Origin of the sequence: Streptomyces sp. NPDC008137 (assembly GCF_042957035.1) — a bacterium.
Classification (GTDB): domain Bacteria; phylum Actinomycetota; class Actinomycetes; order Streptomycetales; family Streptomycetaceae; genus Streptomyces.
This window is the reverse complement of record NZ_JBIBHN010000005.1, coordinates 350,184-373,043: the sequence shown is the minus strand read 5'-3', so window position 1 is coordinate 373,043 and position 22,860 is coordinate 350,184. Positions and strand designations below refer to the sequence as shown.

26 protein-coding genes are annotated in these 22,860 nt (G+C 70.6%); 12 read left to right on the top strand and 14 right to left on the bottom strand.

Annotated features, from left to right (window positions below):
* Positions 1-113 precede the first annotated feature (113 nt).
* From ACFZBT_RS11555 to ACFZBT_RS11545, 3 genes are read left to right on the top strand one after another with little or no spacing between them, the layout of a single operon-like run.
* Positions 114-944, top strand: coding sequence for an AraC family ligand binding domain-containing protein (locus ACFZBT_RS11555; RefSeq protein ID WP_391101435.1), 831 nt, complete (start codon positions 114-116; stop codon positions 942-944).
* 23 nt (positions 945-967) lie between these two features.
* Complete coding sequence (locus ACFZBT_RS11550) at positions 968-1,702, top strand: AzlC family ABC transporter permease (RefSeq protein WP_391101432.1); 735 nt, start codon at positions 968-970, stop codon at positions 1,700-1,702.
* Positions 1,699-2,010: an AzlD domain-containing protein gene (locus ACFZBT_RS11545; RefSeq protein WP_391101430.1), complete on the top strand. Its 312-nt coding sequence runs from the start codon at positions 1,699-1,701 to the stop codon at positions 2,008-2,010. The genes ACFZBT_RS11550 and ACFZBT_RS11545 overlap by 4 nt, the downstream gene beginning before the upstream one ends.
* Here ACFZBT_RS11545 and ACFZBT_RS11540 read toward each other — a convergent pair whose 3' ends face one another.
* The gene (locus ACFZBT_RS11540; protein ID WP_391101428.1) at positions 2,011-2,949 is read right to left on the bottom strand and encodes a hypothetical protein; all 939 of its coding nucleotides are present in this window, start codon (positions 2,947-2,949) and stop codon (positions 2,011-2,013) included. It abuts the gene before it with no gap.
* 79 nt (positions 2,950-3,028) lie between these two features.
* Between ACFZBT_RS11540 and ACFZBT_RS11535 the strand changes: the two genes are divergently transcribed.
* The 4 genes from ACFZBT_RS11535 (at position 3,029) to recX (ending at position 6,914) form a co-directional block, all read left to right on the top strand.
* Positions 3,029-3,223, top strand: coding sequence for a DUF3046 domain-containing protein (locus ACFZBT_RS11535; protein ID WP_391101425.1), 195 nt, complete (start codon positions 3,029-3,031; stop codon positions 3,221-3,223).
* A 125-nt stretch (positions 3,224-3,348) separates the two neighbouring features.
* Positions 3,349-4,653 carry an AI-2E family transporter gene (locus ACFZBT_RS11530; RefSeq protein WP_391101423.1) on the top strand — a complete coding sequence of 435 codons (1,305 nt, stop codon included), beginning with the start codon at positions 3,349-3,351 and terminating at the stop codon, positions 4,651-4,653.
* Between the two features lie 248 nt (positions 4,654-4,901).
* Positions 4,902-6,029, top strand: a complete 1,128-nt coding sequence (recA, locus tag ACFZBT_RS11525) for a recombinase RecA (protein ID WP_391101421.1) — start codon at positions 4,902-4,904, stop codon at positions 6,027-6,029.
* 3 nt (positions 6,030-6,032) lie between these two features.
* Positions 6,033-6,914, top strand: a complete 882-nt coding sequence (gene recX, locus ACFZBT_RS11520) for a recombination regulator RecX (protein WP_391101419.1) — start codon at positions 6,033-6,035, stop codon at positions 6,912-6,914.
* Positions 6,915-6,957: 43 nt separating this feature from the next.
* On the opposite strand, the gene ACFZBT_RS11515 is transcribed toward recX, so the two are convergent.
* From ACFZBT_RS11515 to ACFZBT_RS11480, 8 genes are all read right to left on the bottom strand, one after another.
* Entirely contained in the window at positions 6,958-7,389 is a 432-nt protein-coding gene (locus ACFZBT_RS11515; RefSeq protein WP_391101492.1) for a rhodanese-like domain-containing protein, read from the bottom strand.
* A gap of 20 nt (positions 7,390-7,409) precedes the next feature.
* Positions 7,410-7,964, bottom strand: coding sequence for a cysteine dioxygenase (locus ACFZBT_RS11510; RefSeq protein ID WP_391101417.1), 555 nt, complete (start codon positions 7,962-7,964; stop codon positions 7,410-7,412).
* A gap of 97 nt (positions 7,965-8,061) precedes the next feature.
* Positions 8,062-8,133 carry a putative leader peptide gene (locus ACFZBT_RS11505; protein ID WP_310851512.1) on the bottom strand — a complete coding sequence of 24 codons (72 nt, stop codon included), beginning with the start codon at positions 8,131-8,133 and terminating at the stop codon, positions 8,062-8,064.
* 131 nt (positions 8,134-8,264) lie between these two features.
* Entirely contained in the window at positions 8,265-9,872 is a 1,608-nt protein-coding gene (locus ACFZBT_RS11500) for an FAD-dependent monooxygenase (RefSeq protein ID WP_391101490.1), read from the bottom strand.
* A 176-nt stretch (positions 9,873-10,048) separates the two neighbouring features.
* Complete coding sequence (locus ACFZBT_RS11495) at positions 10,049-10,945, bottom strand: ABC transporter permease subunit (protein WP_391101414.1); 897 nt, start codon at positions 10,943-10,945, stop codon at positions 10,049-10,051.
* Positions 10,942-11,607 (bottom strand): ABC transporter permease subunit, encoded by a 666-nt coding sequence (locus tag ACFZBT_RS11490; protein ID WP_391101411.1) that lies wholly within the window; start codon positions 11,605-11,607, stop codon positions 10,942-10,944. Before ACFZBT_RS11490 ends, ACFZBT_RS11495 begins: the two co-directional genes overlap by 4 nt.
* A 75-nt stretch (positions 11,608-11,682) precedes the next feature.
* A complete protein-coding gene (locus ACFZBT_RS11485) occupies positions 11,683-12,525 on the bottom strand; it encodes a transporter substrate-binding domain-containing protein (protein WP_391101409.1) in 843 nt (280 codons plus the stop codon).
* Positions 12,526-12,604: 79 nt separating this feature from the next.
* The gene (locus ACFZBT_RS11480; protein WP_391101407.1) at positions 12,605-13,381 is read right to left on the bottom strand and encodes an ATP-binding cassette domain-containing protein; all 777 of its coding nucleotides are present in this window, start codon (positions 13,379-13,381) and stop codon (positions 12,605-12,607) included.
* Between the two features lie 287 nt (positions 13,382-13,668).
* On the opposite strand from ACFZBT_RS11480, the gene ACFZBT_RS11475 reads away from it, so the two are divergent.
* Together ACFZBT_RS11475 and ACFZBT_RS11470 are read left to right on the top strand one after the other, a co-directional pair.
* Positions 13,669-14,355: a response regulator transcription factor gene (locus ACFZBT_RS11475; RefSeq protein ID WP_189721866.1), complete on the top strand. Its 687-nt coding sequence runs from the start codon at positions 13,669-13,671 to the stop codon at positions 14,353-14,355.
* Positions 14,356-14,364: 9 nt separating this feature from the next.
* The gene (locus ACFZBT_RS11470; RefSeq protein ID WP_391101404.1) at positions 14,365-15,771 is read left to right on the top strand and encodes an ATP-binding protein; all 1,407 of its coding nucleotides are present in this window, start codon (positions 14,365-14,367) and stop codon (positions 15,769-15,771) included.
* On the opposite strand, the gene ACFZBT_RS11465 is transcribed toward ACFZBT_RS11470, so the two are convergent.
* The gene (locus ACFZBT_RS11465; RefSeq protein WP_391101402.1) at positions 15,761-16,762 is read right to left on the bottom strand and encodes a TAXI family TRAP transporter solute-binding subunit; all 1,002 of its coding nucleotides are present in this window, start codon (positions 16,760-16,762) and stop codon (positions 15,761-15,763) included. The two genes, ACFZBT_RS11470 and ACFZBT_RS11465, sit on opposite strands and share 11 nt — an antisense overlap.
* Before the next feature lie 98 nt (positions 16,763-16,860).
* On the opposite strand from ACFZBT_RS11465, the gene ACFZBT_RS11460 reads away from it, so the two are divergent.
* Positions 16,861-17,265 (top strand): MazG nucleotide pyrophosphohydrolase domain-containing protein, encoded by a 405-nt coding sequence (locus tag ACFZBT_RS11460; RefSeq protein WP_391101399.1) that lies wholly within the window; start codon positions 16,861-16,863, stop codon positions 17,263-17,265.
* A 45-nt stretch (positions 17,266-17,310) separates the two neighbouring features.
* Here the strand turns inward: ACFZBT_RS11460 and ACFZBT_RS11455 are convergent, their stop codons facing one another.
* Both ACFZBT_RS11455 and ACFZBT_RS11450 read right to left on the bottom strand, forming a co-directional pair.
* A complete protein-coding gene (locus ACFZBT_RS11455) occupies positions 17,311-18,534 on the bottom strand; it encodes a cation:proton antiporter (RefSeq protein WP_391101397.1) in 1,224 nt (407 codons plus the stop codon).
* A gap of 4 nt (positions 18,535-18,538) precedes the next feature.
* Complete coding sequence (locus tag ACFZBT_RS11450; RefSeq protein ID WP_391101394.1) at positions 18,539-19,024, bottom strand: TrkA C-terminal domain-containing protein; 486 nt, start codon at positions 19,022-19,024, stop codon at positions 18,539-18,541.
* A gap of 128 nt (positions 19,025-19,152) precedes the next feature.
* Here ACFZBT_RS11450 and ACFZBT_RS11445 point away from each other — a divergent pair, with 128 nt between their 5' ends.
* Together ACFZBT_RS11445 and ACFZBT_RS11440 are read left to right on the top strand one after the other, a co-directional pair.
* Positions 19,153-20,196, top strand: a complete 1,044-nt coding sequence (locus ACFZBT_RS11445; protein ID WP_391101391.1) for a histidine kinase — start codon at positions 19,153-19,155, stop codon at positions 20,194-20,196.
* Positions 20,196-20,876 (top strand): response regulator, encoded by a 681-nt coding sequence (locus ACFZBT_RS11440; RefSeq protein WP_391101388.1) that lies wholly within the window; start codon positions 20,196-20,198, stop codon positions 20,874-20,876. Before ACFZBT_RS11445 ends, ACFZBT_RS11440 begins: the two co-directional genes overlap by 1 nt.
* On the opposite strand, the gene ACFZBT_RS11435 is transcribed toward ACFZBT_RS11440, so the two are convergent.
* Together ACFZBT_RS11435 and ACFZBT_RS11430 are read right to left on the bottom strand one after the other, a co-directional pair.
* Positions 20,863-21,480: an AAA family ATPase gene (locus ACFZBT_RS11435; RefSeq protein ID WP_391101386.1), complete on the bottom strand. Its 618-nt coding sequence runs from the start codon at positions 21,478-21,480 to the stop codon at positions 20,863-20,865. The genes ACFZBT_RS11440 and ACFZBT_RS11435 overlap by 14 nt on opposite strands.
* Complete coding sequence (locus tag ACFZBT_RS11430) at positions 21,477-22,793, bottom strand: MFS transporter (protein ID WP_391101383.1); 1,317 nt, start codon at positions 22,791-22,793, stop codon at positions 21,477-21,479. Before ACFZBT_RS11430 ends, ACFZBT_RS11435 begins: the two co-directional genes overlap by 4 nt.
* Between the last annotated feature and the right edge of the window lie 67 nt (positions 22,794-22,860).

The window sequence follows — 22,860 nt, the reverse complement described above, 5'->3', positions numbered from 1 at the left end:
GGGGCCCGGGGCCGCTTGGACAGGGTGTCTTCGCGAGCGTTGCGGAGCCCGGAGCCCGGAGCGTGGAGACGGGTGACCGGGGAGCCAGCGGCGCGGCGGCGGACAATGGCCGTATGACAGAGCGCGCGCGGCACTGGCAGTACGACGAGCTGCCCGGGGTGGATCTGCTGCGGGCCCGGTACGTCCGGAAGACGTTCGTCCGGCACACGCACGAGAACTTCGTGATCGCCGCCATCGCCGATGGGGTGGAGGTGTTCCACCACGGAGGTGGTGATCAGTACGCCGGGGCAGGGGCTCTCGCGCTGGTGAATCCCGACACCCCGCACACCGGGCGGGCCGGTGTGCCCGAGGGGTGGCAATACGGGGCCGTGTACCCCTCGGTCGACGTGGTGGCGGAGATCGCGGCGGAGACGATGGCGCTGCGGGGGACGCCGGGTTTCGTCAGCCCGGTGGTGGACGATCCGTACGCCGTCGCCTTGGTGCACCAGGTGCTGCGGGCCGCCGACGAGGGCAACGCCCTGGCCGCGGACACGCTGCTGCGGGTCGCCGTGACGAGGCTGCTGCGGCTGAACGGCGGACCCATGCCGCGGCGGGAGGTGCGGACGGCCGGGACCCGGATCGCGGCACGCGCGCGTGGTGTGCTGGAGGAGCGGATGGCGTCGCCGCCGACTCTGGAGCAGCTGGCGGCTGATCTCGGGACCAGTCCGTTCGCACTGCTGCGGGCCTTTCGGGACGCCTACGGGATGCCCCCGCACGCGTGGCTCACGGACGCGCGAGTCCGGCGGGCGCGGCGGCTGCTGGACCTCGGGACGCCGCCCTCCGAGGTCGCCGTCGCCGTGGGGTTCACCGATCAGCCGCATCTCAACCGGCACTTCAGCCGGATGGTCGGGGTGCCTCCGGGTGCCTATCAGCGGGAGCGCAAGAACGTACAAGACCCGTGGTAGCGGCTGCTCGTAGCGTGCGGGGTGTGGTGGATCGGACAGCTCTCAGAGATACAGGGACCGGTGGGAAAGCGGACCGGGCCGTCGTACGGGACGCACTGGGCGTCGGGGTGGCCGTCGGGCTGTCCGGGTTCGCCTTCGGAGTGACGTCGGCCGGCGGCGGACTCACGCTGCTGCAGACGTGCGCGCTGAGCCTCCTGGTGTTCACCGGGGCGTCCCAGTTCGCCCTGGTGGGCGCGCTCGCGGCAGGAGGCAGTCCGTTCACGGCGGCTGCCGGGGCCTTCTTCCTGGGCGTGCGGAACGCGTTCTACGGGCTGAGGCTGTCGCAGTTGCTGGCCCTCCCGCGCGCGGTGCGGCCGTTCGCCGCCCAGTGGGTGATCGACGAGACGGCCGCCGTCTCGCTGGCCCAGCCCACGCGGCGCGCCGCGCGGATCGGGTTCCTCGTGACCGGGCTGACCCTGTACGTCCTGTGGAACCTCACCACGCTGCTCGGCGCCCTGGGTGCCGAGGCCATCGGGGACACCGACGCGTGGGGGCTGGACGCCGCGGGGCCTGCGGTGTTCCTGGCCCTGCTCGCGCCGATGCTCAGGACCGGCACCGAACGGGCCGTCGCCGGGCTGGCCGTCCTGCTGGGGCTCGGGCTGCTGCCCGTCCTGCCCGCCGGGGTGCCGGTGCTGCTGGCCGCGCTGGCGGCGCCGGTCGTCCTCTGGGCGGACGGCCGGCGCAGGGGTACGCCTGCTTCCCGGGAGGACGACGAGTGAACGTCTGGATCGCCATCGGTGTGACTGCCCTCGGGTGCTACGCCGTCAAACTGGCCGGACTGCTGGTGCCCGCCGGGGCCCTGGAGCGGCCCGTCGTCAAGCGCCTTGCCGCCTTGCTGCCCGTCGCGCTGCTGGCGGCCCTCACGGCCCAGCAGACCTTCGCCGACGGGCAGGCGTTGGTACTGGACGCACGGGCCGCCGGGCTCGCGGCGGCGGCCGTGGCCCTGGTGCTGCGCGCCCCCTTCCTGCTCGTCGTCGCGGCGGCCGTGGTGGTGACCGCGGGGGTGCGGGCCGTGGGGGCCTGGTGATCAGTCGATGGTGCGGCCGTAGGCGCTGAGGGTGCGCAGCGCCTCGATCGTCGCGATCGGCCGGGCCTCCAGGGCGGGGGCCGGGGCCCAATGGCGCCATCGGACGGGCCAGCCGCCGTCCTCCTGCTGCCGGGCGGCGAGGTGGTCCAGGGAGCGGGTCATCTCGTCGTCCGTGAACCACGCGCGCGCGAGGGAGCGCGGGGTCCTCGCGTAGTCGTACGGGAAGTGGTGCCCGCCGGAGGCGTAGCCGGGGGAGACCGGACACGCCTCCAGGTTGCCGGGCTCCAGGGCCACGAGGCCCTGTGCGCGCACCAGGCGGCCCAGGCGGTCGGCGGCCGCCTCCGCGCGCGGGCGGTCGGGGACGGAGTCCAGGAAGGTCACGGCGGCCTCGATCTCGTGCGGGTGCGACTTCTCCAGGTTCTCGACCGCCTGCCAGCAGAAGTCAGTGGCCCGGAACAGCCAGGCGTGCCACACCTCGTTGCGGTGCAGCAGCCCCACCACCGGCCCGGTGGCCAGGAGGTCGCCGGCCGGTTCGGCCACGACCGGCACGAAGGGGGCCGTCGGGTAGCCGCGCCCGCTGGGATGGACGACCGGGAGCGCGCCCTCCGGCGTGGAGACGGATGTCAGGTAGCGGCACACGCGTTCCACGCGCTGGCCGGCGCAGCGCGCCACGGCGTCCAGGACGCGCAGGGCGTGGGCGGTGTGCAGCGGCCGGCTGACCGGGCCGCGCAGATCGGGGTCGAGCGCGTGGCCGTACCCGCCGTCCTCGTTGCGGTAGGCGTCCAGCGCCGTCTCCACCGGGTCTGCGGCGGCGCCGCGGAAGCGGTGGGCGAAGAGGCGCTGCTCCAGCACGCGCGCGGTGAGCCAGACGAAGCGCTCCGCGCGCGTGACAGGGCTGTGCGGCGTCGGGGGGAGTGTGGAAGCTCCTGTTTCGGCCATGGGTCAGACCGTAGGGCGGAAAGCGGCGCCGGCAGGCGGTCCTGGCTCAGGGCCACCCCAGGGGCGGGATACTGGAGGCATGCGGTTGACGGTCTTCTGGCAGCGGATGGCGGAGCACTTCGGTGCGGGCTACGCCGACACCTTCGCGCGTGATCACGTGATGACGGAGCTCGGCGGGCGCACCGTGCACGAGGCACTGGACGCCGGCTGGGATGCCAAGGAAGTCTGGCAGGTGGTCTGCTCGGTGATGGACGTGCCCCGGGAGAGGCGCTGACCGGCCGGGTGCGGAGAGCGTCGAGCGGCCGGGGCAGACGGTTGAGCGATCGCGCGGGTCGCTGACGGGGCACGAAGATCGCAGGCGGGCAGACGGCTGTCGGTGGCGTGGGTGAGACTTGGTCCGTGGCACCCATTGACGAGAGCGGGCAGGAAGCCCGGCAGTCCTCCCCGTTCGGTACGACGCCGCCGACCGGGCCCCCCGCAGGCGGAACCGCCGGGCCGAACGGCCGTATGCCGCGCTGGCTGCCGCGCGCCATGGTGCTCGCGCTCGCCCTCGTCGCCGCCTTCCAGCTGGGCAGCTGGGCCTTCCACCAGGTCACCGGCCTGCTGATCAACATCCTCATCGCGTTCTTCCTGGCGCTCGCCATCGAACCGGCGGTGGGCTGGATGGCCTCGCGCGGCATCCGCAGGGGACTGGCCGCGTTCATCGTCTTCATCGGCGTGGTGATCGTGTCGGCGGGCTTCGTCACCCTGCTCGGCTCCATCCTCGCGGACCAGATCATCAAGATGATCGAGGGCTTCCCGGAGTACCTCGACTCCGTCATCAACTGGATCAACACACACTTCAAGACCGACCTGAAGCGTGTGGACATCCAGGAGGGCGTGCTCCGCTCCGACTGGCTGCGCAACTACGTGCAGAACAGCGCCACGGGTGTCCTGGACGTGTCCGCCCAGGTCCTCGGCGGCCTCTTCCAGCTGCTGACGATCGGGCTGTTCTCGTTCTACTTCGCCGCGGACGGCCCGCGACTGCGCCGGGCGCTCTGCTCCGTCCTGCCGCCCGCCCGGCAGGCCGAGGTGCTGCGTGCCTGGGAGATCGCCGTTATCAAGACCGGCGGCTACATCTACTCGCGGGGGCTGATGGCGCTGATCTCCGGCGCGGCGCACTTCGTCCTGCTGCAGATGCTGGACGTGCCGTACGCGCCTGTGCTCGCCGTGTGGGTGGGCCTGGTGTCGCAGTTCATCCCCACCATCGGCACGTATCTCGCGGGCGCCCTGCCCATGCTGATCGCGTTCACGGTGGATCCCTGGTACGCGCTGTGGGTGCTGATCTTCGTCGTGGTCTACCAGCAGTTCGAGAACTACGTGCTGCAGCCCAAGCTGACCTCGAAGACCGTCGACATCCACCCCGCGGTCGCCTTCGGCTCGGTCATCGCGGGCACCGCGCTCCTCGGCGCCGTCGGCGCGCTGATCGCCATCCCCGCCATCGCCACGCTCCAGGCCTTCCTGGGGGCGTATGTGAAGCGATACGACGTCACGGACGACCCGCGCGTGCACGGCCATCGCTGGCGCGGGGCGGGGCCGGGCCTGATAGCGCGGACGCGGCAGCTGTGGGCACGGCGGCCGGGTGCGGAAGGTCCGGAGCGAACTGAGGGCCCAAAGGGTCCGGAGCGACCGCAGGACGGAGGGCCCGGGCAGGGTTCCGCCTGATCTCGTCGTCCGTGGACCGAGCCACGACACGGCACCGGCCGCCGTCGCGCGGCGCGCTTGACACGAAAATCGAACATCCATTCTTATGGAGTCTCCGGCCAGGCTCAACGGCGAGCATTTCGACGTACTTTGGGTAGATAGGTGCCCGAGTTATCCACAGGCCGGACGTGCGTCGGGGCGCATTGTCAGTGGCAGGCGTTAGCGTCTTTGACGTGAAGCGATCGACTCAAGCAAATCGGGTGGAACCCATGGCAGGAACCGACCGCGAGAAGGCCCTGGATGCCGCGCTCGCACAGATTGAACGGCAGTTCGGCAAGGGCGCGGTCATGCGCATGGGTGACCGGACGAAGGAGCCCATCGAGGTCATCTCGACCGGGTCGACCGCCCTCGACGTGGCCCTCGGCGTCGGCGGCCTGCCGCGCGGCCGTGTCGTGGAGATCTACGGCCCGGAGTCCTCGGGCAAGACGACCCTGACCCTGCACGCGGTGGCGAACGCGCAGAAGTCCGGAGGCCAGGTCGCCTTCGTCGACGCCGAGCACGCCCTCGACCCCGAGTACGCGAAGAAGCTCGGCGTCGACATCGACAACCTGATCCTGTCCCAGCCGGACAACGGCGAGCAGGCCCTGGAGATCGTGGACATGCTGGTCCGCTCCGGAGCCCTCGACCTCATCGTCATCGACTCCGTCGCCGCGCTCGTCCCGCGCGCGGAGATCGAGGGCGAGATGGGCGACAGCCACGTGGGTCTGCAGGCCCGTCTGATGAGCCAGGCCCTGCGGAAGATCACCAGCGCGCTCAACCAGTCCAAGACCACCGCGATCTTCATCAACCAGCTCCGCGAGAAGATCGGCGTGATGTTCGGCTCCCCGGAGACCACGACCGGTGGCCGGGCGCTGAAGTTCTACGCCTCGGTGCGCATCGACATCCGCCGCATCGAAACCCTGAAGGACGGCACGGAGGCGGTCGGCAACCGCACCCGCTGCAAGGTCGTCAAGAACAAGGTCGCGCCGCCCTTCAAGCAGGCCGAGTTCGACATCCTCTACGGCCAGGGCATCAGCCGCGAGGGCGGCCTGATCGACATGGGCGTGGAGCACGGCTTCGTCCGCAAGGCCGGCGCCTGGTACACGTACGAGGGCGACCAGCTCGGCCAGGGCAAGGAGAACGCGCGCAACTTCCTGAAGGACAACCCCGACCTGGCCAACGAGATCGAGAAGAAGATCAAGGAGAAGCTGGGCGTCGGCGTGCGTCCCGAGGAGCCGGCCGCCGAGCCGGGCACGGACGCCGCGGTCTCCGCCGCTCCGGCCGACGCCGCGCCCGCGGTGCCCGCCCCGGCAGCGGCCAAGACCGCCAAGTCCAAGGCCGCCACAGCCAAGAGCTGACCCGTGACACGACGAACCGACTGGGCGGAGTACGAGTACGCCGCCTCCGGTGCCCCACGGGGGAGGGGCACCGGAGGCGACGAGGGCTCGGCCGTGGACGGTGACGGCGAGTACGGGACCGACGGGCCGTGCTCCGCCGGGCCGTACGGGGAGGGCGAGGGGCCGTACGGGGGCGGCTCCCAGGACAGCGACTCCCCCGGCGCGGGCGCCCGCGGCGGCGTTTCACCCAGGAGTGGTTCACGCAGGGACGGCTCGCGTGACGGCGGGACACGTGACGGCGGGGCGCGTCGTGGGCGTGGGCGTCGCCGGCAGGGCTTCGGTGAGGTGATTACCGAAGACGGAGGTTCCTCCTCCTCGTCGAGGGCCGAGCAGGGGGAACCTCCAGGGGACCCGGTCGAGCAGGCTCGGGCGATCTGCCTGCGCCTGCTCACCGGGACCCCGCGGACCCGAAAGCAACTCGCCGACGCCCTGCGCAAGCGGCAGATCCCGGACGACGCCGCCGAGGAGGTGCTGTCGAGGTTCGAAGAGGTCGGCCTCATCAACGACAGCGCCTTCGCGGACGCCTGGGTGGAGTCCCGCCACCACGGCCGGGGGCTGGCGCGGCGTGCGCTCGCCCGGGAGCTGCGGACCAAGGGCGTCGATTCCACGCTGATCGACGAGGCCGTCTCCCAGCTGGAGCCCGAGCAGGAAGAGGCGACCGCGCGTGAGCTCGTCGCGCGCAAGCTTCGCTCCACCCGGGGGCTCGACCGCGACAAGCGGCTCCGCCGTCTCGCGGGCATGCTCGCCCGCAAGGGCTACTCCGAGGGCATGGCCCTGCGCGTGGTCCGGCAGGCGCTGGAGGAGGAGGGCGAGGACACGGACCTTCTCGGGTACGAGCCGTTCTGAGACCTGCGCTTCCGCAACGGGCCGTTCGGATGCTCCGGTGTGATCACACGACCGGAAGCCCCGACGCCTTCCACGCCTGGAACCCGCCGACCAGGTCGGTGGCCCGGTACAGGCCCAGCTGGTGCAGGGACTGAGCCGCCAGGCTGGAGGCGTATCCCTCGTTGCAGATCACGACGACACGCAGGGAGTGACTCGTGGCCTCGGCGGCACGGTGGCTGCCCTGCGGGTCGAGACGCCACTCCAGTTCGTTGCGCTCGACGACGAGCGCGCCGGGGATGAGGCCGTCGCGCTCGCGCAGCGCCGCGTAGCGGATGTCCACCAGCAGCGCGTCACCCGCCTCGGCGGCCGCGTAGGCCTCCTGCGGCTCCATCCGCTCGTAGCCCGCGCGTACACGCTCCAGCAACTCATCGATGCCGACGGGAGGTTGCACATCGCTGCCGCTGCCGCTGCCGCTGCCGCTGCCGCTGCCGCTCACCGGCTCGTGCGTTCCGGCGCTCACTGCCAGTCCTCCGGCCGCTCCACCTGCTCGAGCCGGAGGATCGGCCCGCTGCGGCTGTAGCGGCGGATCTGCGGCAGGGGCGGGTAGTAGGCGTGGACGGAGATCGCGTGCCGCTCGGCGGACTCGTTGAGCACCTCGTGGACGTGGTGCCGGCCGAAGGCGCGGCCCTGGCCGGACGACAGCCGGCGCTCCCGGTCCACACCCTCGGAGAGCTCCAGGGTCTTCCAGCCGTCGGTGGGCAGCCGGGCGGCGAGCGAGTTCTCCTTGAGCTCGCCCGACGCGGTCAGAAAGGCCCCGACGGATTCGGCGTGGTCGTGCCAGCCGGTGCCCGAGCCGGGCGGCCAGCCGATCAGCCAGGCCTCGCTGCCGCCGGGCCCCTCCAGCCGCACCCAGGTACGGCCTTCCGGGTCGAGCGGCAGGGAGTCGATCAGCTCCGTGTCGGCGGCCGTGCGCCGGACGAAGTCGAAGAGGTCGGCCTGAGTGGGCCCGGAAGAGGCGGAGGTGACGGACGTGGAGACAGGGGAAGGGGATGCGGAGGGGGATACAGACACGGGTGCCGTCCTGGAAGTCCTGATGCGGGTTCGCATGGGGAGGCGCGTCAGCCGGCATGGAGAGCGCGGCGCGCGCGGAGAGAAGAAGGATGCGACGTCAGCAGGACGGGCGACACACGCAGCCCGCATAGCGGAGGAGGTCCATATGGACCCTCCGCCACAGGCGCACACAGGTGTCGGTCACGCACCGGAGTACACCACGGCCGTCCGGGTCGGTCAACTCACTGTCACCATGCGGACGCACTGTGACAGAGAGCACGTCCCTCGGATGCCCGACCGCTACCCGTGCGAGGCCTGAGGTCAGCGAGAACCGGCCGCGGCACCGGCCTCCGCCTGCGCCTTGACAGGTCCGCCCACCGCCGCCTCGGCCGCCGTGTACAGATCGGCCGGGCGCACTCCGCTCAGCGCGGTCACGAGATGTCCGTCGGGGCGTACCAGGAGCACCGTGTGCGCGGCGGCGCCCGGATAGCTCTCGGCGACCAGCAGCTCGGCGTGGTGCGGCAATGCCGTGACCGCGGCGGCGAGCTGAGGCATGATGCCGGCGCTCACCCAGTGCCTGCGCTCCCACACGCCCGTGCCCGGGGCGATCAGCACGACGAGCAGCGCGCCGCGGCCGAGCCGGTCCCGCAGCCGGACGAAGGTGCCGTCCTCCGCGGTGACCCGTACGTCGATGACCGACGAGCCGGGCGATGTCCGGACCGGGACCTCTCCTTCGAGGGGTGGGGGCGCGAGCGGCGAGTCGGCGTACGCCCCCGGTGCGCCCAGCTGCCCGTGCCCCAAGTGGCCGTCCGTGAGGAGCGAGTCATGGCCCCGGGCCGAGCCGGGGACGTAGGAGCGCAGGCCTCCGCCGCCGCGCAGCAGCGGCAGGGCCTGATCGGCCGCGCGGAGCCGGGCCGCCACGATCGCCCGGCGTTCGGTCTGGTAGCTGTCGAGGAGCGCCTCGTGCGGCCCGTGGTGCCAGGCCAGGGCCAGTTTCCAGGCGAGGTTGTCGGCGTCCCGCAGACCCTCGTCCAGCCCGTGTGTGCCCAGGGAGCCGAGGAGGTGCGCCGCGTCTCCCGCCAGGAAGACACGGTCGGCGCGCCAGCGGCGGGCGAGACGGTGGTGGACGGTGTGCACACCGGTGTCCAGGAGCTCGTACGGCGGGGTCGTGCCGCCCGACCAACCCGCCAGGGTCTCCCGGATGCGCGTCAGCAGCAGTTCGGGTGTGACCAGGTCCTTGCCGGGCGGCAGGAGCCAGTCCAGACGCCAGACACCGTCCGGCAGGGGACGCGCGGTGACCTCGCCGGCCGAGGGGCCCGACATGCGCCACGGCGGCATGCGGTGCAGCAACGCCTCGTTGTACCAGGGCAGTTCCGTCCGCAGTGCCGCCACGGCGTGACGTTCCACCGCCGTACGGCCCGGGAAGCGGATGTCCTGGAGCTTGCGTACGGTCGAGCGGGGGCCGTCGCAGCCGACCAGGTAACTGCCGCGCCACCATGTGCCCTTGGGCCCGCGCGTGTGGGCCGTGACGCCCGAGGACTCCTGCTCTATGCCGTCGAGCCGGCTCTCCACCGCGATCTTGACGAGCGGCTCGCCCGCGAGCGCCACGCGCAGGGCGCCGGTCAGCTCGTGCTGGGCGATGTGCAGCGGGACGGGCTCCGTGCCGTCGAAAAAGACCTCGCGCATCACCTGCTTGCGCCGCACCGACCGCCATCCGGCCCAGTGGGCGCCGATCCGGTCCAGGGGGACGCCGGACAGCCGTTCGATGAGGGCGGTGGTGTCCTCGCGGAGAACCACGGTGCGCGACGCACGGGGCTCGTCCTTGCCCGGCCCCTCGTCGAGGACCACGCACGGCACCTCCTGACGCGCCAGCGCCAGGGCGAGCGTGAGCCCGACGGGCCCCGCTCCCACGACGATCACCGGGTCCACGGCGCGGCGCCCCCTGCCCGTGGTGACGTCCCGAGGGACGTAGGTGAACACGAAGTTGGAGCAGGGTGCACGATCACAGAACGTATGCAACCCATTGCCGGTGCTTGCGTCAAGTGACCAGGGGCAGTGGCGATCATGCCACTGCCCCTGAGTATGTCATCCGGGTTGACCGAGTGTCAGACGGTGCCTCCGGCGCCGGTCCCAGTCGTTCCGGGGATCTGCGCGTTGTCCGCGCCCACGACCGCGCCTGTGGACTTCTTGGCCCGGCGCAGCCGGCGCTCCAGCCAGCTCGCGAACGAGGTGAGGGCGAAGTTGAGCACGATGAAAATCACGGACACGACGATGAGGCTTTGGATGATGTTCCCGCCGTAGTAGCCGCTCATCGTGCCGGCAGCGGCGAGCAACTCCGCGTAGGTCAGGACCGCGCCGCCGAGCGCGGTGTCCTTCACGATGACGACGAGCTGACTCACGATCGCCGGAAGCATCGCCGTGACCGCCTGCGGCAGCAGGATGAGGCGCATCAGCTGCCCCTTGCGCAGGCCGATCGCCATCGCCGCCTCGGACTGACCCTTGGGCAGGGCCAGGATGCCCGCCCGGACGATCTCGGCGAGGACGGAGGCGTTGTACAGCACCAGACCGGTGACGACCGCGTACAGCGGACGGTCGTCGGAGCTCACGTCGGTGTACTCGGCGAACAGGGCGAGACCGAAGATCATCAGGACCAGCACGGGGATGGACCTGAAGAACTCGACCACTATCGCGGCCGGAATCCTGACCCAGGCATGGTCCGACAGGCGGGCGATGCCGAGAACCGCGCCGAGCGGCAGCGCGATGATCATCGCCAGGGCCGCGGCCTTCAGCGTGTTCTGCAGACCGGGCCAGATGTACGTGGTCCAGGCCTCGCTGCCGGAGAAGAACGGCTCCCACAGGACCCACTCCAGCTGACCCTTGTCCTTGAGGGCCTTGAACACCCACCACAGCAGAGCCGCGACAGCGACCAGGAAGACCACCGTGAGGACGACGTTGCGCCGCTTGGCGCGAGGGCCCTGGGCGTCGTACAGAACGGAACTCATCGCTTCACCGCCACCTTCTTGCCCACCCAGCCGAGGACCAGACCGGTCGGCAGCGTCAGGACCACGAATCCGAACGCGATGATCGCGGAGATCAACAGCAGCTGAGCCTCGTTCTCGATCATCTCCTTCATCAGCACCGCCGCCTCGGCGACACCGATGGCGGCGGCCACCGTGGTGTTCTTGATCAGGGCGATCAGCACGTTCGCCAGCGGGACGACGGCCGAACGGAATGCCTGCGGCAGCACGACCAGCCCCAGCACCTGGTTGAAGCTGAGACCGATCGCCCGGGCCGCCTCCGCCTGCCCGACCGGCACCGTGTTGATGCCGGAGCGCAGCGCCTCGCACACGAAGGACGAGGTGTAGAAGATCAGGCCGAGGACCGCCAGCCGGAAGTTGATCGTCTCGACGTCATCGGCGCCGAGGGAGACACCCAGCGTCTGGTTCAGGCCCAGCGACGTGAACAGGATGATGACGGTCAGCGGGATGTTCCGCACGATGTTCACGTACGCGGTCCCGAAGCCGCGCATCAACGGCACCGGGCCGACGCGCATCGCGGCCAGCAGGGTGCCCCAGATGAGAGAGCCCACGGCGGACAGCACAGCGAGCTGCACTGTCGTCCAGAAGGCCCCCAGCAGGTCGTAACCTTCAAGAAAGTCGAACACGATCTCCCGCGCTTCCGCGTATAGGGATGCCCCGGTGCGCCGCCCCGGGGGGCGGCGCACCCGTCAGGCGTTGCCTCAGCTCTTGATGTCGCCGATCTTCGGCGCGGGCTCGTTCTTGTAGTTGGCCGGGCCGAGGTTCTTGTCCACGGCCTTCTGCCAGTCGCCGTCGGCGACCATGGTCTCGAGGGCCTTGTTGATGTCGGCCTTGAGGTCGCTGCCCTTCTTGACGCCGATGCCGTAGTTCTCGTTGGTCAGCTTGAAGCCGCCGAGCTTGAACTTGCCCTTGAACTGCGACTGGGCGGCGTAACCGGCGAGGATGGAGTCGTCGGTGGTCAGCGCGTCGACGGCACCGTTCTGCAGGCCGGGCAGACAGGCGGAGTACGTCGGGTACGGCTGGAGCTGAGCCTTCGGCGCCAGCTTGTCCTTGACGTTCTGCGCCGAGGTGGAGCCGGTCACCGAGCAGAGCTTGGCGTTGTTCAGGTCCTTCGGCGACTTGATCTTGTTGTCGTCGGCACGGACCAGCACATCCTGGTGAGCCAGCAGGTAAGGACCGGCGAAGTCGACCTTCTCCTGGCGCTCCGGGGTGATCGAGTAGGTCGCGGCGATGAAGTCGACGTCACCACGCTGCAGCATGGTCTCGCGGTCGGCGCTCTTCGCCTCCTTCCACTCGATCTGGTCCGCGTTGTAACCCAGCTTCTTCGCGACGTACGTGGCGACGTCGACGTCGAAGCCGGCGTAACCCTGCGGCGTCTTCTGGCCGAGGCCGGGCTGGTCGAACTTGATGCCGACCGTGATCGACTTGCCGCCGCCGTCGGAGCCGGAGTCGCCGCCCGTGCTGTTGTCGCCGCCGCACGCGGTGGCGGTCAGAGCGAGAGCGAAGACGGTGGCCGAGGCGGCGGTGACCTTGCGGAGCTTCATGATGAACATCCTTTGGCTGATGAAGAGATGCGGGCCGTCAGGGCGGCGGCGCCGGTCGAGTGGCGCGCGGAGTACGCCGTCAGTGATGCAGGATCTTCGACAGGAAGTCCTTGGCACGATCACTGCGCGGGTTGCTGAAGAACTGTTCGGGCGCAGCCTCCTCGACGATGCGGCCGTCCGCCATGAACACCACGCGGTTTGCGGCCGATCGCGCGAAACCCATCTCATGGGTGACGACGATCATGGTCATGCCGTCGCGGGCGAGCTGCTGCATGACCTCCAGCACCTCGTTGATCATCTCGGGGTCGAGCGCGGAGGTCGGCTCGTCGAAGAGCATGACCTTCGGCTCCATGGCCAGCGCCCGCGCGATCGCGACGCGCTGCTGCTGACCGCCGGAGAGCTGTGCGGGGTACTTCTCGGCCTGCGCGCCCACGCCGACCCGGTCGAGCAGGGCCCGAGCCCGCTCCTCGGCCGCCTTCTTGTCCTTCTTGCGGACCTTGATCTGGCCGAGCATCACGTTCTCGAGCACGGTCTTGTGCGCGAAGAGGTTGAAGGACTGGAAGACCATTCCGACGTCGGCCCGGAGCTTGGCCAGCTCCCTGCCCTCGTGGGGCAGCGGCTTGCCGTCGATCGTGATCGAGCCGGAGTCGGTCGTCTCCAGGCGGTTGATGGTGCGGCACAGGGTGGACTTACCGGACCCGGAGGGTCCGATGACCACGACGACTTCGCCGCGGGCGATCGTCAGGTCGATGTCCTGGAGTACGTGCAACGCGCCGAAGTGCTTGTTGACGCTCTTCAGGACGACCAGTTCGCCGGTCGCGGCCACATCTTCCTTGGCCACCGATACTTCGGTCATCGCTCTCAGGCTCCGTCCTCCTCGGTTTCGGAGGACAGTAGTTACCTCTACGACCTGCGTCATTACATCTGAGGGGAATCTGAGCATCACGATCCGATAGCAATCGGACACGTGTCGTAGCACTTGTGAGCAGCGCTCATATCGGCCGGGTAACGGAAGCTCTCCGCAACCGGAACCCTCTTGACGTCGTCCTCATCCATCAGCGTGACTGCAAGGCGTGCACGCGCGCGTGCACGCGTTTTTGTACACAGATCGATCGTACGGCCAGTGAACCGAAGGGGGCCCGGATGAGACTGCTGCTCGTCGAGGACGACAACCACGTCGCCGCCGCCCTTTCGGCGGTCCTGGCGCGGCACGGGTTCGACGTCACGCACGCGCGCAGCGGTGAGGAGGCCCTCCAGGCACTCGTTCCCGAGAGCGACTGCTTCGGTGTCGTCCTCCTCGACCTCGGCCTGCCCGACCAGGACGGTTACGAGGTCTGCGGCAAGATCCGCAAACGCACCGCCACCCCGGTGATCATGGTCACCGCCCGCTCCGACGTCCGCTCCCGCATCCACGGCCTCAACCTGGGCGCCGACGACTACGTGGTGAAGCCGTACGACACCGGGGAGCTGCTCGCACGCATCCACGCCGTGAGCCGGCGCACCTCCCACGAGGACACCTCCAGCGGCATCGAGACCGAGCTGCGCCTCGGGCCCGTGCACATAGAGCTGCCCACCCGCCGGGTGAGCGTCGACGGGTCGGTGGTCCAGCTGACCCGCAAGGAGTTCGATCTGCTGGCCCTGCTCGCGCAGCGGCCCGGGGTGGTCTTCCGCCGGGAGCAGATCATCAGTGAGGTGTGGCGGACGAGCTGGGAGGGGACCGGGCGCACCCTGGAGGTGCATGTCGCGTCCCTGCGCGCCAAGCTGCGCATGCCGGCGCTCATCGAGACCGTACGCGGGGTCGGCTACCGGCTCGTCGCGCCCGCCGGTTAGCGGGGCCGGGTGCGCACTCGTCTGCTCCCGCTGCTGATCATCCTGATGGCGGCCGTGCTGCTCGCGCTCGGGGTCCCGCTCGCCGTCAGTCTGGCCGGGGCGCAGCAGCAGAAGGTCGTCGTCGACCGGATCGACGACACCGCGCGCTTCGCCGCCCTCGCCCAGTTCGTCACCGACTCGCCCACCGGCACGGCCGGCGCGTTCGAGAACGAACGCCTGGCCACGCTCAGCAGCGAACTCGACAGCTACTACGACGTCTACGGCATCCGCGCCGGCGTCTTCTACCGCAGCGGCAGTGCCATGGCTCACGCACCGGCCAAGTGGTCCCTGCCGGAAGAGGGCGAGGTGCGCGACGCCTTCGACGAGGCGCTGCTCAGCCGCCGCAGCCACGACCCGAAGCAGGTCTGGCCCTGGCAGCGGAACAACCTCGTGGTCGCCTCGCCGGTCATCCGGGACGGGGATGTCGTCGCGGTCGTCGTCACCGACTCGCCCACCGGGCAGATGCGCTCGCGCACCCTGCACGGCTGGCTGGTCATCGGCGCGGGCGAGGCCGCCGCGATGCTGCTGGCCGTCGGCGCCGCCCTGCGGCTGACCGGCTGGGTGCTCAAGCCCGTACGTGTCCTGGACGCCACCACCCACGACATCGCCACCGGGCGGCTCAAGTCCAGGGTCGCCGCCGCCGGCGGTCCGCCGGAGCTCAGGCGGCTGGCCAGGTCGTTCAACGAGATGGCGGACAACGTCGAGGACGTGCTGGAGCAGCAGCGCGCCTTTGTCGCCGACGCCTCGCACCAGCTGCGCAACCCGCTCGCGGCGCTGCTGCTGCGCATCGAGCTGCTCTCCTTCGAACTGCCCGAGGGCAACAAGGAGATCGCCTCCGTGCAGGCCGAGGGCAAGCGCCTCGCGCAGGTCCTGGACGATCTGCTGGATCTGGCGCTGGCCGAGCACACCGAGGCGGACCTGCGGATCACCGACATCGGCGAGCTCGCCGCCGAACGCCTCGCGGCCTGGGCCCCGACCGCCGAGGCCAAGGGCGTACGCCTGGTCGGCGACTGCCCGCCCACGACCGCGTGGGCCGACCCGGTCGCGCTGTCCAGCGCGCTGGACGCGGTCATCGACAACGCGGTGAAGTTCACGCCCGAGGACCAGACCGTCGAGGTGGCCGTCGCCTCCAACGGGGACACCTCCACCATCGTCGTCACCGACCACGGCCCCGGCCTCACCGACGAGGAGCTGGCCCGGGTCGGCGACCGTTTCTGGCGTAGCGGCCGCCACCAGAACATCAAGGGCTCGGGCCTCGGGCTGTCCATCTCGCGGGCGCTGCTCGCGGCGGGCGGCGGTTCGATCACGTACGGCCGTCACGAGCCGCACGGGCTGCGGGTGACGGTGGCAGTGCCGAGGTCGGGGCCTACGGCTTGACGGACTGGTAGTAGCGCTGGGCGCCGCGATGGAGCTGGAGCGGGTCGGTGTAGATCGCGGTGCGGACGTCGACCAGCTGGGCGGAGTGGACGGTCGCGCCGATTCCGTCCCGGCTGTCGATCACGGTACGGGTCAGCCACTCGGTGAGCCTGGGGTCCATGTCGCTGCGCGTGACCAGCAGGTTGGACACCGCCAGGGTCGGCACCGGGTCACCGCGCTGGATGGTGGGGTAGGCCGACTCGGGCATCTTGGTGGCGCGGTAGTACCGCGTCGCACCGCCCTGGTCGTGCAGCTTGGCGACGAGCCCGGCGTCGATCGGGACGAACCGGAAGGCGGAGGACGACTTCTTGGCGAGGCGGCTGAGCCCGTCCGTGGGCAGTCCGCCCGACCAGAAGAAGGCGTCCAGGCCGTGCCCCAGCCGTCGCGGCCCGGTGTCGATGCCGTCGGAGGAGGGCTTGATGTCCTTCTCCGGATCGATCCCGGCCGCCTTGAGGACCCCGTTCGCGATCAGTCGCACGCCGGAGTTCGGCAGCCCTATGGCCACGCGTTTGCCCCGCAGGTCCGCGACGGAGCGGATGTCCGAGTCCGGCGGTACGACGAGCTGCAGGTAGTCGTCGTACAGGCGGGCCATGCCGCGCAGACGGTCGGCACCCGCGCCGTGGTCGAGCTTGTACGTGGCGACCGCGTCCGCCGCCGCGATCGCGAAGTCGGCCTTGCCCGTCGCCACGTCCGAGACGTTCTCCTGCGACCCGGCGCTGGTCAGCAGGCGCACCCCCAGGTCCGGCATGTCCTGGTCGATCTCGGCGCGCAGCAGTTCGCCGTACTCGTGGTAGACCCCGGCGCGCGTGCCCGTGCTGAACGTGATCGCCCCGCCGGGAGGCTCCTCGGCCCAGGGGCGCAGCCACGCCAGCAGCAGCCCGAGGACCAGGAGGGAGGCGGCGCCGCCCTGCAGGGCCAGGCGCCTGCCGATACGGGGGAACATCTTGGACATGCGCGAGATCCTGCCAGCCTTGGTGCCCCGCTGACCAGGGGCGGCGGTCGGCGCCGGGGCGGGGAGGACTGTCAGTGGCGGCCGATACTGTCGTCCCCATGAGCTCCTCGCCCGCTGACCTGGTCCGTGAATTCCACCTCGCCTTCGGCCTGGACGCCCGCAGTACCCCGACGGAGGTCTCCCCGGAACTCGCCGCCCACCGCGGCGAACTGCTCGCGGAGGAGGCCGCGGAGGTCGCCGAGGTGTCGGTCCGGGGCCCGCTCGACAAGCTCGCCCACGAACTGGCGGACGTCGTCTACGTCGCGTACGGCACCGCCCTCGTCCACGGCATCGATCTCGACGCGGTACTCACCGAGATCCACCGCTCCAACATGACCAAGATCGGCCCCGACGGCTCGGTCTCCCGGCGCGAGGACGGCAAGGTCCTCAAGGGCGAGCACTACGAGGCACCGGATGTGCCGGGCGTGCTGCGGAGGCAGGGGTGGGCTTCGGGCGGTGAGTAAGGGCCCCCCGGGTGACCCAAGGTTCCCGGGGTGGCCCACCCTTCCTCAGTCGCCCACCTGCGCCTCCGCCTCGGCCTTCCGGGGCGCGGGTTCCGGGGTTTTCCGACGGGCCACGCGGCGTCCGCTCCACCACATCGCCACCGGCTCGGTGTAGCGCGCGGTGAGGGGGCCGAGGACGACCAGGATGAGGACGTAGGCCGTGGCCAGGGGGCCGAGGGACGGTTCGATGCCGGCCGAGACCGCCAGACCGGCGATGACGATCGAGAACTCGCCGCGGGCCACCAGCGCACCGCCCGCCCGCCAGCGGCCCTTGACGGAGATCCCGGCGCGCCGGGCCGCCCAGTACCCGGTGGCGATCTTCGTCAGGGCCGTGACGAGGGCCAGCGCGAGGGCGGGCAGCAGGACGGGCGGGATGCTGGACGGGTCGGTGTGCAGTCCGAAGAAGACGAAGAAGACCGCCGCGAACAGGTCCCGCAGGGGGCTGAGGAGGGTGTGCGCACCCTCCGCCACCTCGCCCGACAGCGCGATGCCCACCAGGAAGGCGCCCACCGCAGCGGACACCTGGAGCTGCTGCGCGACACCCGCGACCAGGATCGTCAGGCCCAGCACCACCAGCAGCAGCTTCTCCGGATCGTCGCTGGAGACGAACCGCGAGATGAGCCGGCCGTAGCGCAGGGCCAGGAAGAGCACCAGCCCGGCGGCGCCCAGCGCGATCGCCAGGGTCACACTGCCGGCCATCAGCCCGACACCCGCCACCAGTGCCGTGACGATGGGCAGGTACACGGCCATCGCCAGATCCTCCAGCACCAGCACGCTGAGGATGACGGGTGTCTCCCGGTTGCCGACCCGGCCCAGGTCGCCGAGCACCTTCGCGATCACGCCGGACGACGAGATCCAGGTGACACCGGCCAGGACGACGGCGGCCACCGGCCCCCAGCCGAGCAGCAGCGCCACCGCCGCGCCCGGCAGCGCGTTGAGCGCGCAGTCGACCAGACCGGACGGGTAGTGCGTCTTGAGGTTGGAGACGAGATCGCTCGCCGTGTACTCCAGCCCCAGCATCAGCAGGAGCAGGATGACGCCGATCTCGGCGCCCGTGGCGATGAACTCCTCGCTCGCGCCCAGCGGCAGCAGCCCGCCCTCGCCGAAGGCCAGACCGGCCAGGAGGTACAGCGGGATCGGCGAGAGCCGGAAACGGGCGGCGAACCGCCCGAGCAGGCCGAGGCCGAGGATGATGGAACCGAACTCTATGAGCAGGACCGCGGAGTGCACCGGTTCACTCCCGCCCGAGAATCGACGCGGCGGCGTCCACGCCCTCACGGGTCCCGACGACGATCAGCGTGTCACCGCCCGCCAGCCGGAAGTCCGGCGCGGGCGACGGGATGGCCTCGGCCCGGCGCAGCACCGCCACGACCGAGGCGCCGGTCTCCGTCCGCATCTTCATGTCGCCCAGCACCCGCCCGTTCCAGCGCGAGGTCGCGGCCACCTCGATCCGCTCGGCCACCAGCCCCAGATCGGTGGTGTACAGCAGGCTCGGGCTGTGGTGGGACGGCTTCAGCGCGTCGATCAGCGAACCCGCCTCCGAGCTGGTCAGCCGCAGCGAATGCGCGCAGGAGTCGGGATCGTCGGCCCGGTACACGTTCACCGTGCGCGTGCCGTCGCGGTGCGCCACCACCGACAGATGGCGGTGGTCCCGGGTCTCCAGGTCGTACTGGACCCCGATACCCGGCAGCGGCGTCGCCCTCAGGCGCGGAGCTGACACGTTGCTTCCCCTTTTTCGTCTTGTTTGGTTTGTTTGTCTTGTTGGTGTTGCTGTGTCGGTGTCGTGAACGCTGTAGATCAACGGACGGGTCAAGTCCGCATGCTGCCATCCACCCGTACGGTGACGACATGGGTGTTGTGACGGATATACACAGCGGCCGGTCGCCGGAGAGGGTGGAGCGGGAGGTGCCGTACGCGAAGGCCGGAAGGGGCGGATCCAGGAACGTGTCGTTGTTCTGGCGGATCTTCTCGCTCAACGCCGCGGGCCTGGTCGTGGCCACCGCGTTGCTGCTCGGCCCGGTCACCGTGTCCACCCCCGTCCTGGCGGGCGAGGCATTCGTCCTGCTCGTCGGGCTGGTGCTGCTGCTGGCGGGCAACGCGCTCGTACTGCGCTTCGGCCTCGCGCCCCTGCAGCGGCTCGGCACTTCCATGGCCACCGCCGACCTGCTGCGCCCGGGAACCCGCCCGGTGGTCGCCGGACCGGCGGAGACGGCCGCGCTGATCACGACGTACAACACGATGCTCGACCGGCTGGAGGCCGAGCGGGCCGCGGGTGCCGCCCGGGCCCTGTCCGCACAGGAGAGCGAACGGCACCGGATCGCCCGCGAGCTCCACGACGAGGTCGGGCAGACCCTGACCGCCGTCCTGCTCCAGCTCAAGCGCGTCGCCGACCGGGCGCCCGAGGATCTGCGCGAGGAGGTGGGCCAGGCGCAGGAGGCGACCCGGGCCGGTCTGGACGAGATCCGCCGGATCGCCCGTCGGCTGCGCCCCGGTGTCCTGGAGGAACTCGGGCTGGCCAGTGCCCTGCGCTCGCTCACCACCGAGTTCACGACCCACGGGCTGACCGTGCGCCACCACGTCACCGGGGACCTCCCCGCCCTGAGCCCGGAAGCGGAACTCGTCGTCTACCGGGTCGCCCAGGAAGGCTTGACCAACACCGCCCGCCATGCCGGCGCCGACCGCGCCGAACTCCGCCTCCAGCAGGTACCCGGCGGCGTCGAACTCCTCGTACGCGACAACGGCACGGGCGTCGGCGACGTCCCGGAGGGCGCCGGCATCACGGGCATGCGCGAACGCGCCCTCCTGATCGGCGCCGCCCTCACCGTCGAGCCTGCCCCCGGCCGAGGCACCGACGTACGCCTGCTTGTACCGGTGACGGAAGGAGCTCACTGATGTCCGCACCGGTGACGAGGACGACGGACCGGAATCCCATCCGTGTCCTGCTCGCCGACGACCACACCCTCGTACGCCGGGGAGTGCGCCTCATCCTGGACGGCGAGCCGGACCTGACGGTCGTCGCCGAGGCCGGGGACGGTGCCGAGGCCGTCTCCCGGGCCCGCGACACTGCCGTGGACCTGGCCGTCCTCGACGTCGCCATGCCCCGCATGACCGGCCTCCAGGCGGCCCGCGAACTCTCCCGCCGGCTCCCCGGCCTGCACATCCTGATCCTGACGATGTACGACAACGAGGAGTACTTCTTCGAGGCGCTCAGGGCCGGAGCCAGCGGCTATGTCCTCAAGTCCGTCGCCGACCGCGACCTGGTCGAGGCCTGCCGGGCGGCCGTGCGCGACGAGCCGTTCATCTACCCGGGCGCCGAGCGGGCACTCGTCCGCTCCTACCTGGAGCGGCTGCACCGGGGCGACGGCCTGCCGGAACGGGCCATCACCGAACGCGAGGAGGAGATCCTCAAGCTGGTCGCCGAGGGCCACACCTCGAAGGAGATCGGCGAACTCCTCTTCATCAGCGCCAAGACGGTCGAACGCCACCGCGCCAACCTCCTCCAGAAGCTCGGCATGCGCGACCGCCTGGAGCTGACCCGGTACGCGATCCGGGCCGGGCTCATCGAGCCGTGAGTCCGGGCTCTCTCGCGTCGTCCTCGGCGAGTCCGCCCAGCGCGCGAGCGACCGCTTCCGGGGTGACACCGTCGGCCCGGTTGTCGAACACCAGGCTGTGACGGCTCGACCATCGGCACGTGTTGTCCTGGGACTTCTGCCAGAAGGCGTCCCAGTCGGCGAGCTTGGACAGGTCCCGTGCGCAGCCGCGGGCCCGGACGCGGGCCCGGGCGGTGTCGGAATCGCTCTCGACCCGCACCACCACCGGTTCGGCGTGGCGGGGCCAGGAGTGACGTTCGGCCACTTCGGCGAGGTAGTCCGGGCGGGAGAAGTACCGGCCGAAGGGGGCGTCCAGGACGACCGGCCGGCCCACCGCGAGGTTGTCGCGCGCCAGATCCAGGATGGTCAGGTACTCCAGGTCCATCACCGCCGACTGGTAATACGGGTTGAGGTCCCGCTCGGACGGGTCGGTGCCGGCGAGTTCCAGGAGCGCCTCCGTGAAGCGGGTGCAGGCGGTGTCCTTGTCGATGTAGGCCGCCCCGGTCAGCCGAGCGAGCAGCCTGGCCACGGTGCTCTTTCCCGACCCGGCCGGCCCGATCACGAAGTAGGCCCGTGGAACGGTCATGTGAGGCTCTCCTTCGGGGCCCTGCGGTCCTTGACGAAGAACAGGTACGAGGAGCCGCCGACCAGCAGCAGCACTCCGCCGACCAGGAACACGAGGTTGTAGCTTCCCCCGGTGGCATCCAGGATGCTCCCGGTGACGATCGGAGCCAGTGTCGCGCCGAGGAATCCGCCGAAGTTCTGGATGGCCCCCAGCGAGGCCACCTGGTGCGGCTCCGCGACGTCGGACGCCAGGGTCCACAGACAGCCGATCGGCACCTGCGCGGCGAAGTAGCCCACCGACAGCAGCACCATCGCGAGCGGGGTGCTCTCGACGTAGGCCACGGGAAGTACGGCCGCGGCCGCCAAGGCGGCGCCGCCGGCGATCGGGATCTTGCGCGAGGTGACGGCGGAGACCCCGCGGCTGATCAGGCGCCCGGAGAGGAAACCGCCGAAGAGCACGCCCGCGATACCGCACAGGAACGGCAGGGACGCCAGCCAGCCCGTCGCGGTGAGGCTGAAGCCGCGGGAGGTCTCCAGATAGCTGGGCAGCCAGGTGAGGTACACCCACACCGTGTAGAAGATGCCGAAAGCGCCGAGGATCATGAAGTACGTGTTCCGCTGCCGGAACAGCTGCCCCCACCCGGCCTTCGCCGCAGACTCGGCCTCGGGCGCCGGGGGCGCGGACGCCTCGCCCAGGATGGCCGCCTGCTCGCGCACCGTCGGGTCACGGTAGACACGCAGCCACACGAGCACCAGCACGACGCCCAGCGCGCCGATGGTGACGAACATGCCGCGCCACCCGAGCAGCAGCATCAGCATGGTGAGCAGCGGCGGGGCGATCGCGTTGGCTATCTGCGAGCCCGTGTTGACGATCGAGATCGGCAGCGCGCGCTCGTGCTGGGCGAACCACCGCTGGTTGACCTTCAGGCTGGCGGTGAAGAAGGGGGCCTCGGCGACACCGAGAGCCACCCGGGCCGCGTACATGAAGCCGTACGAACTCGCGGTCGCGGAGAGCATCGACACCAGTGACCACAGTGCGGCCGCCCAGGCGTACATGCGCTTGGGCCCGAAGCGGTCGACGAGGTAGCCGGCCGGGAGGTTGGCCAGGGCGTAGGGCCAGGCGAACGCCGCGAGCAGGAGCCCCATCTGGGTGGAGCTCAGATCGAACTCCTTGGCGACGGTCGTGTTGGCGACGCTCAGGTTGGAGCGGTCGAGGTAGTTGACCACGCCGCCGATCACCAGCAGGGCGACCAGCACCCAGCGGATCCTGATCGACCGCGGGGTATCGGTGTCGGCTCTCTCGGGAACCTCGACTGAAGGGAGCGGTTGGGACATGGGGGGCTCCTGGGGGGATCACCACAAGGGTTGGGGAGGGGGACGGGACACCGCAAGGGTCAGGAGT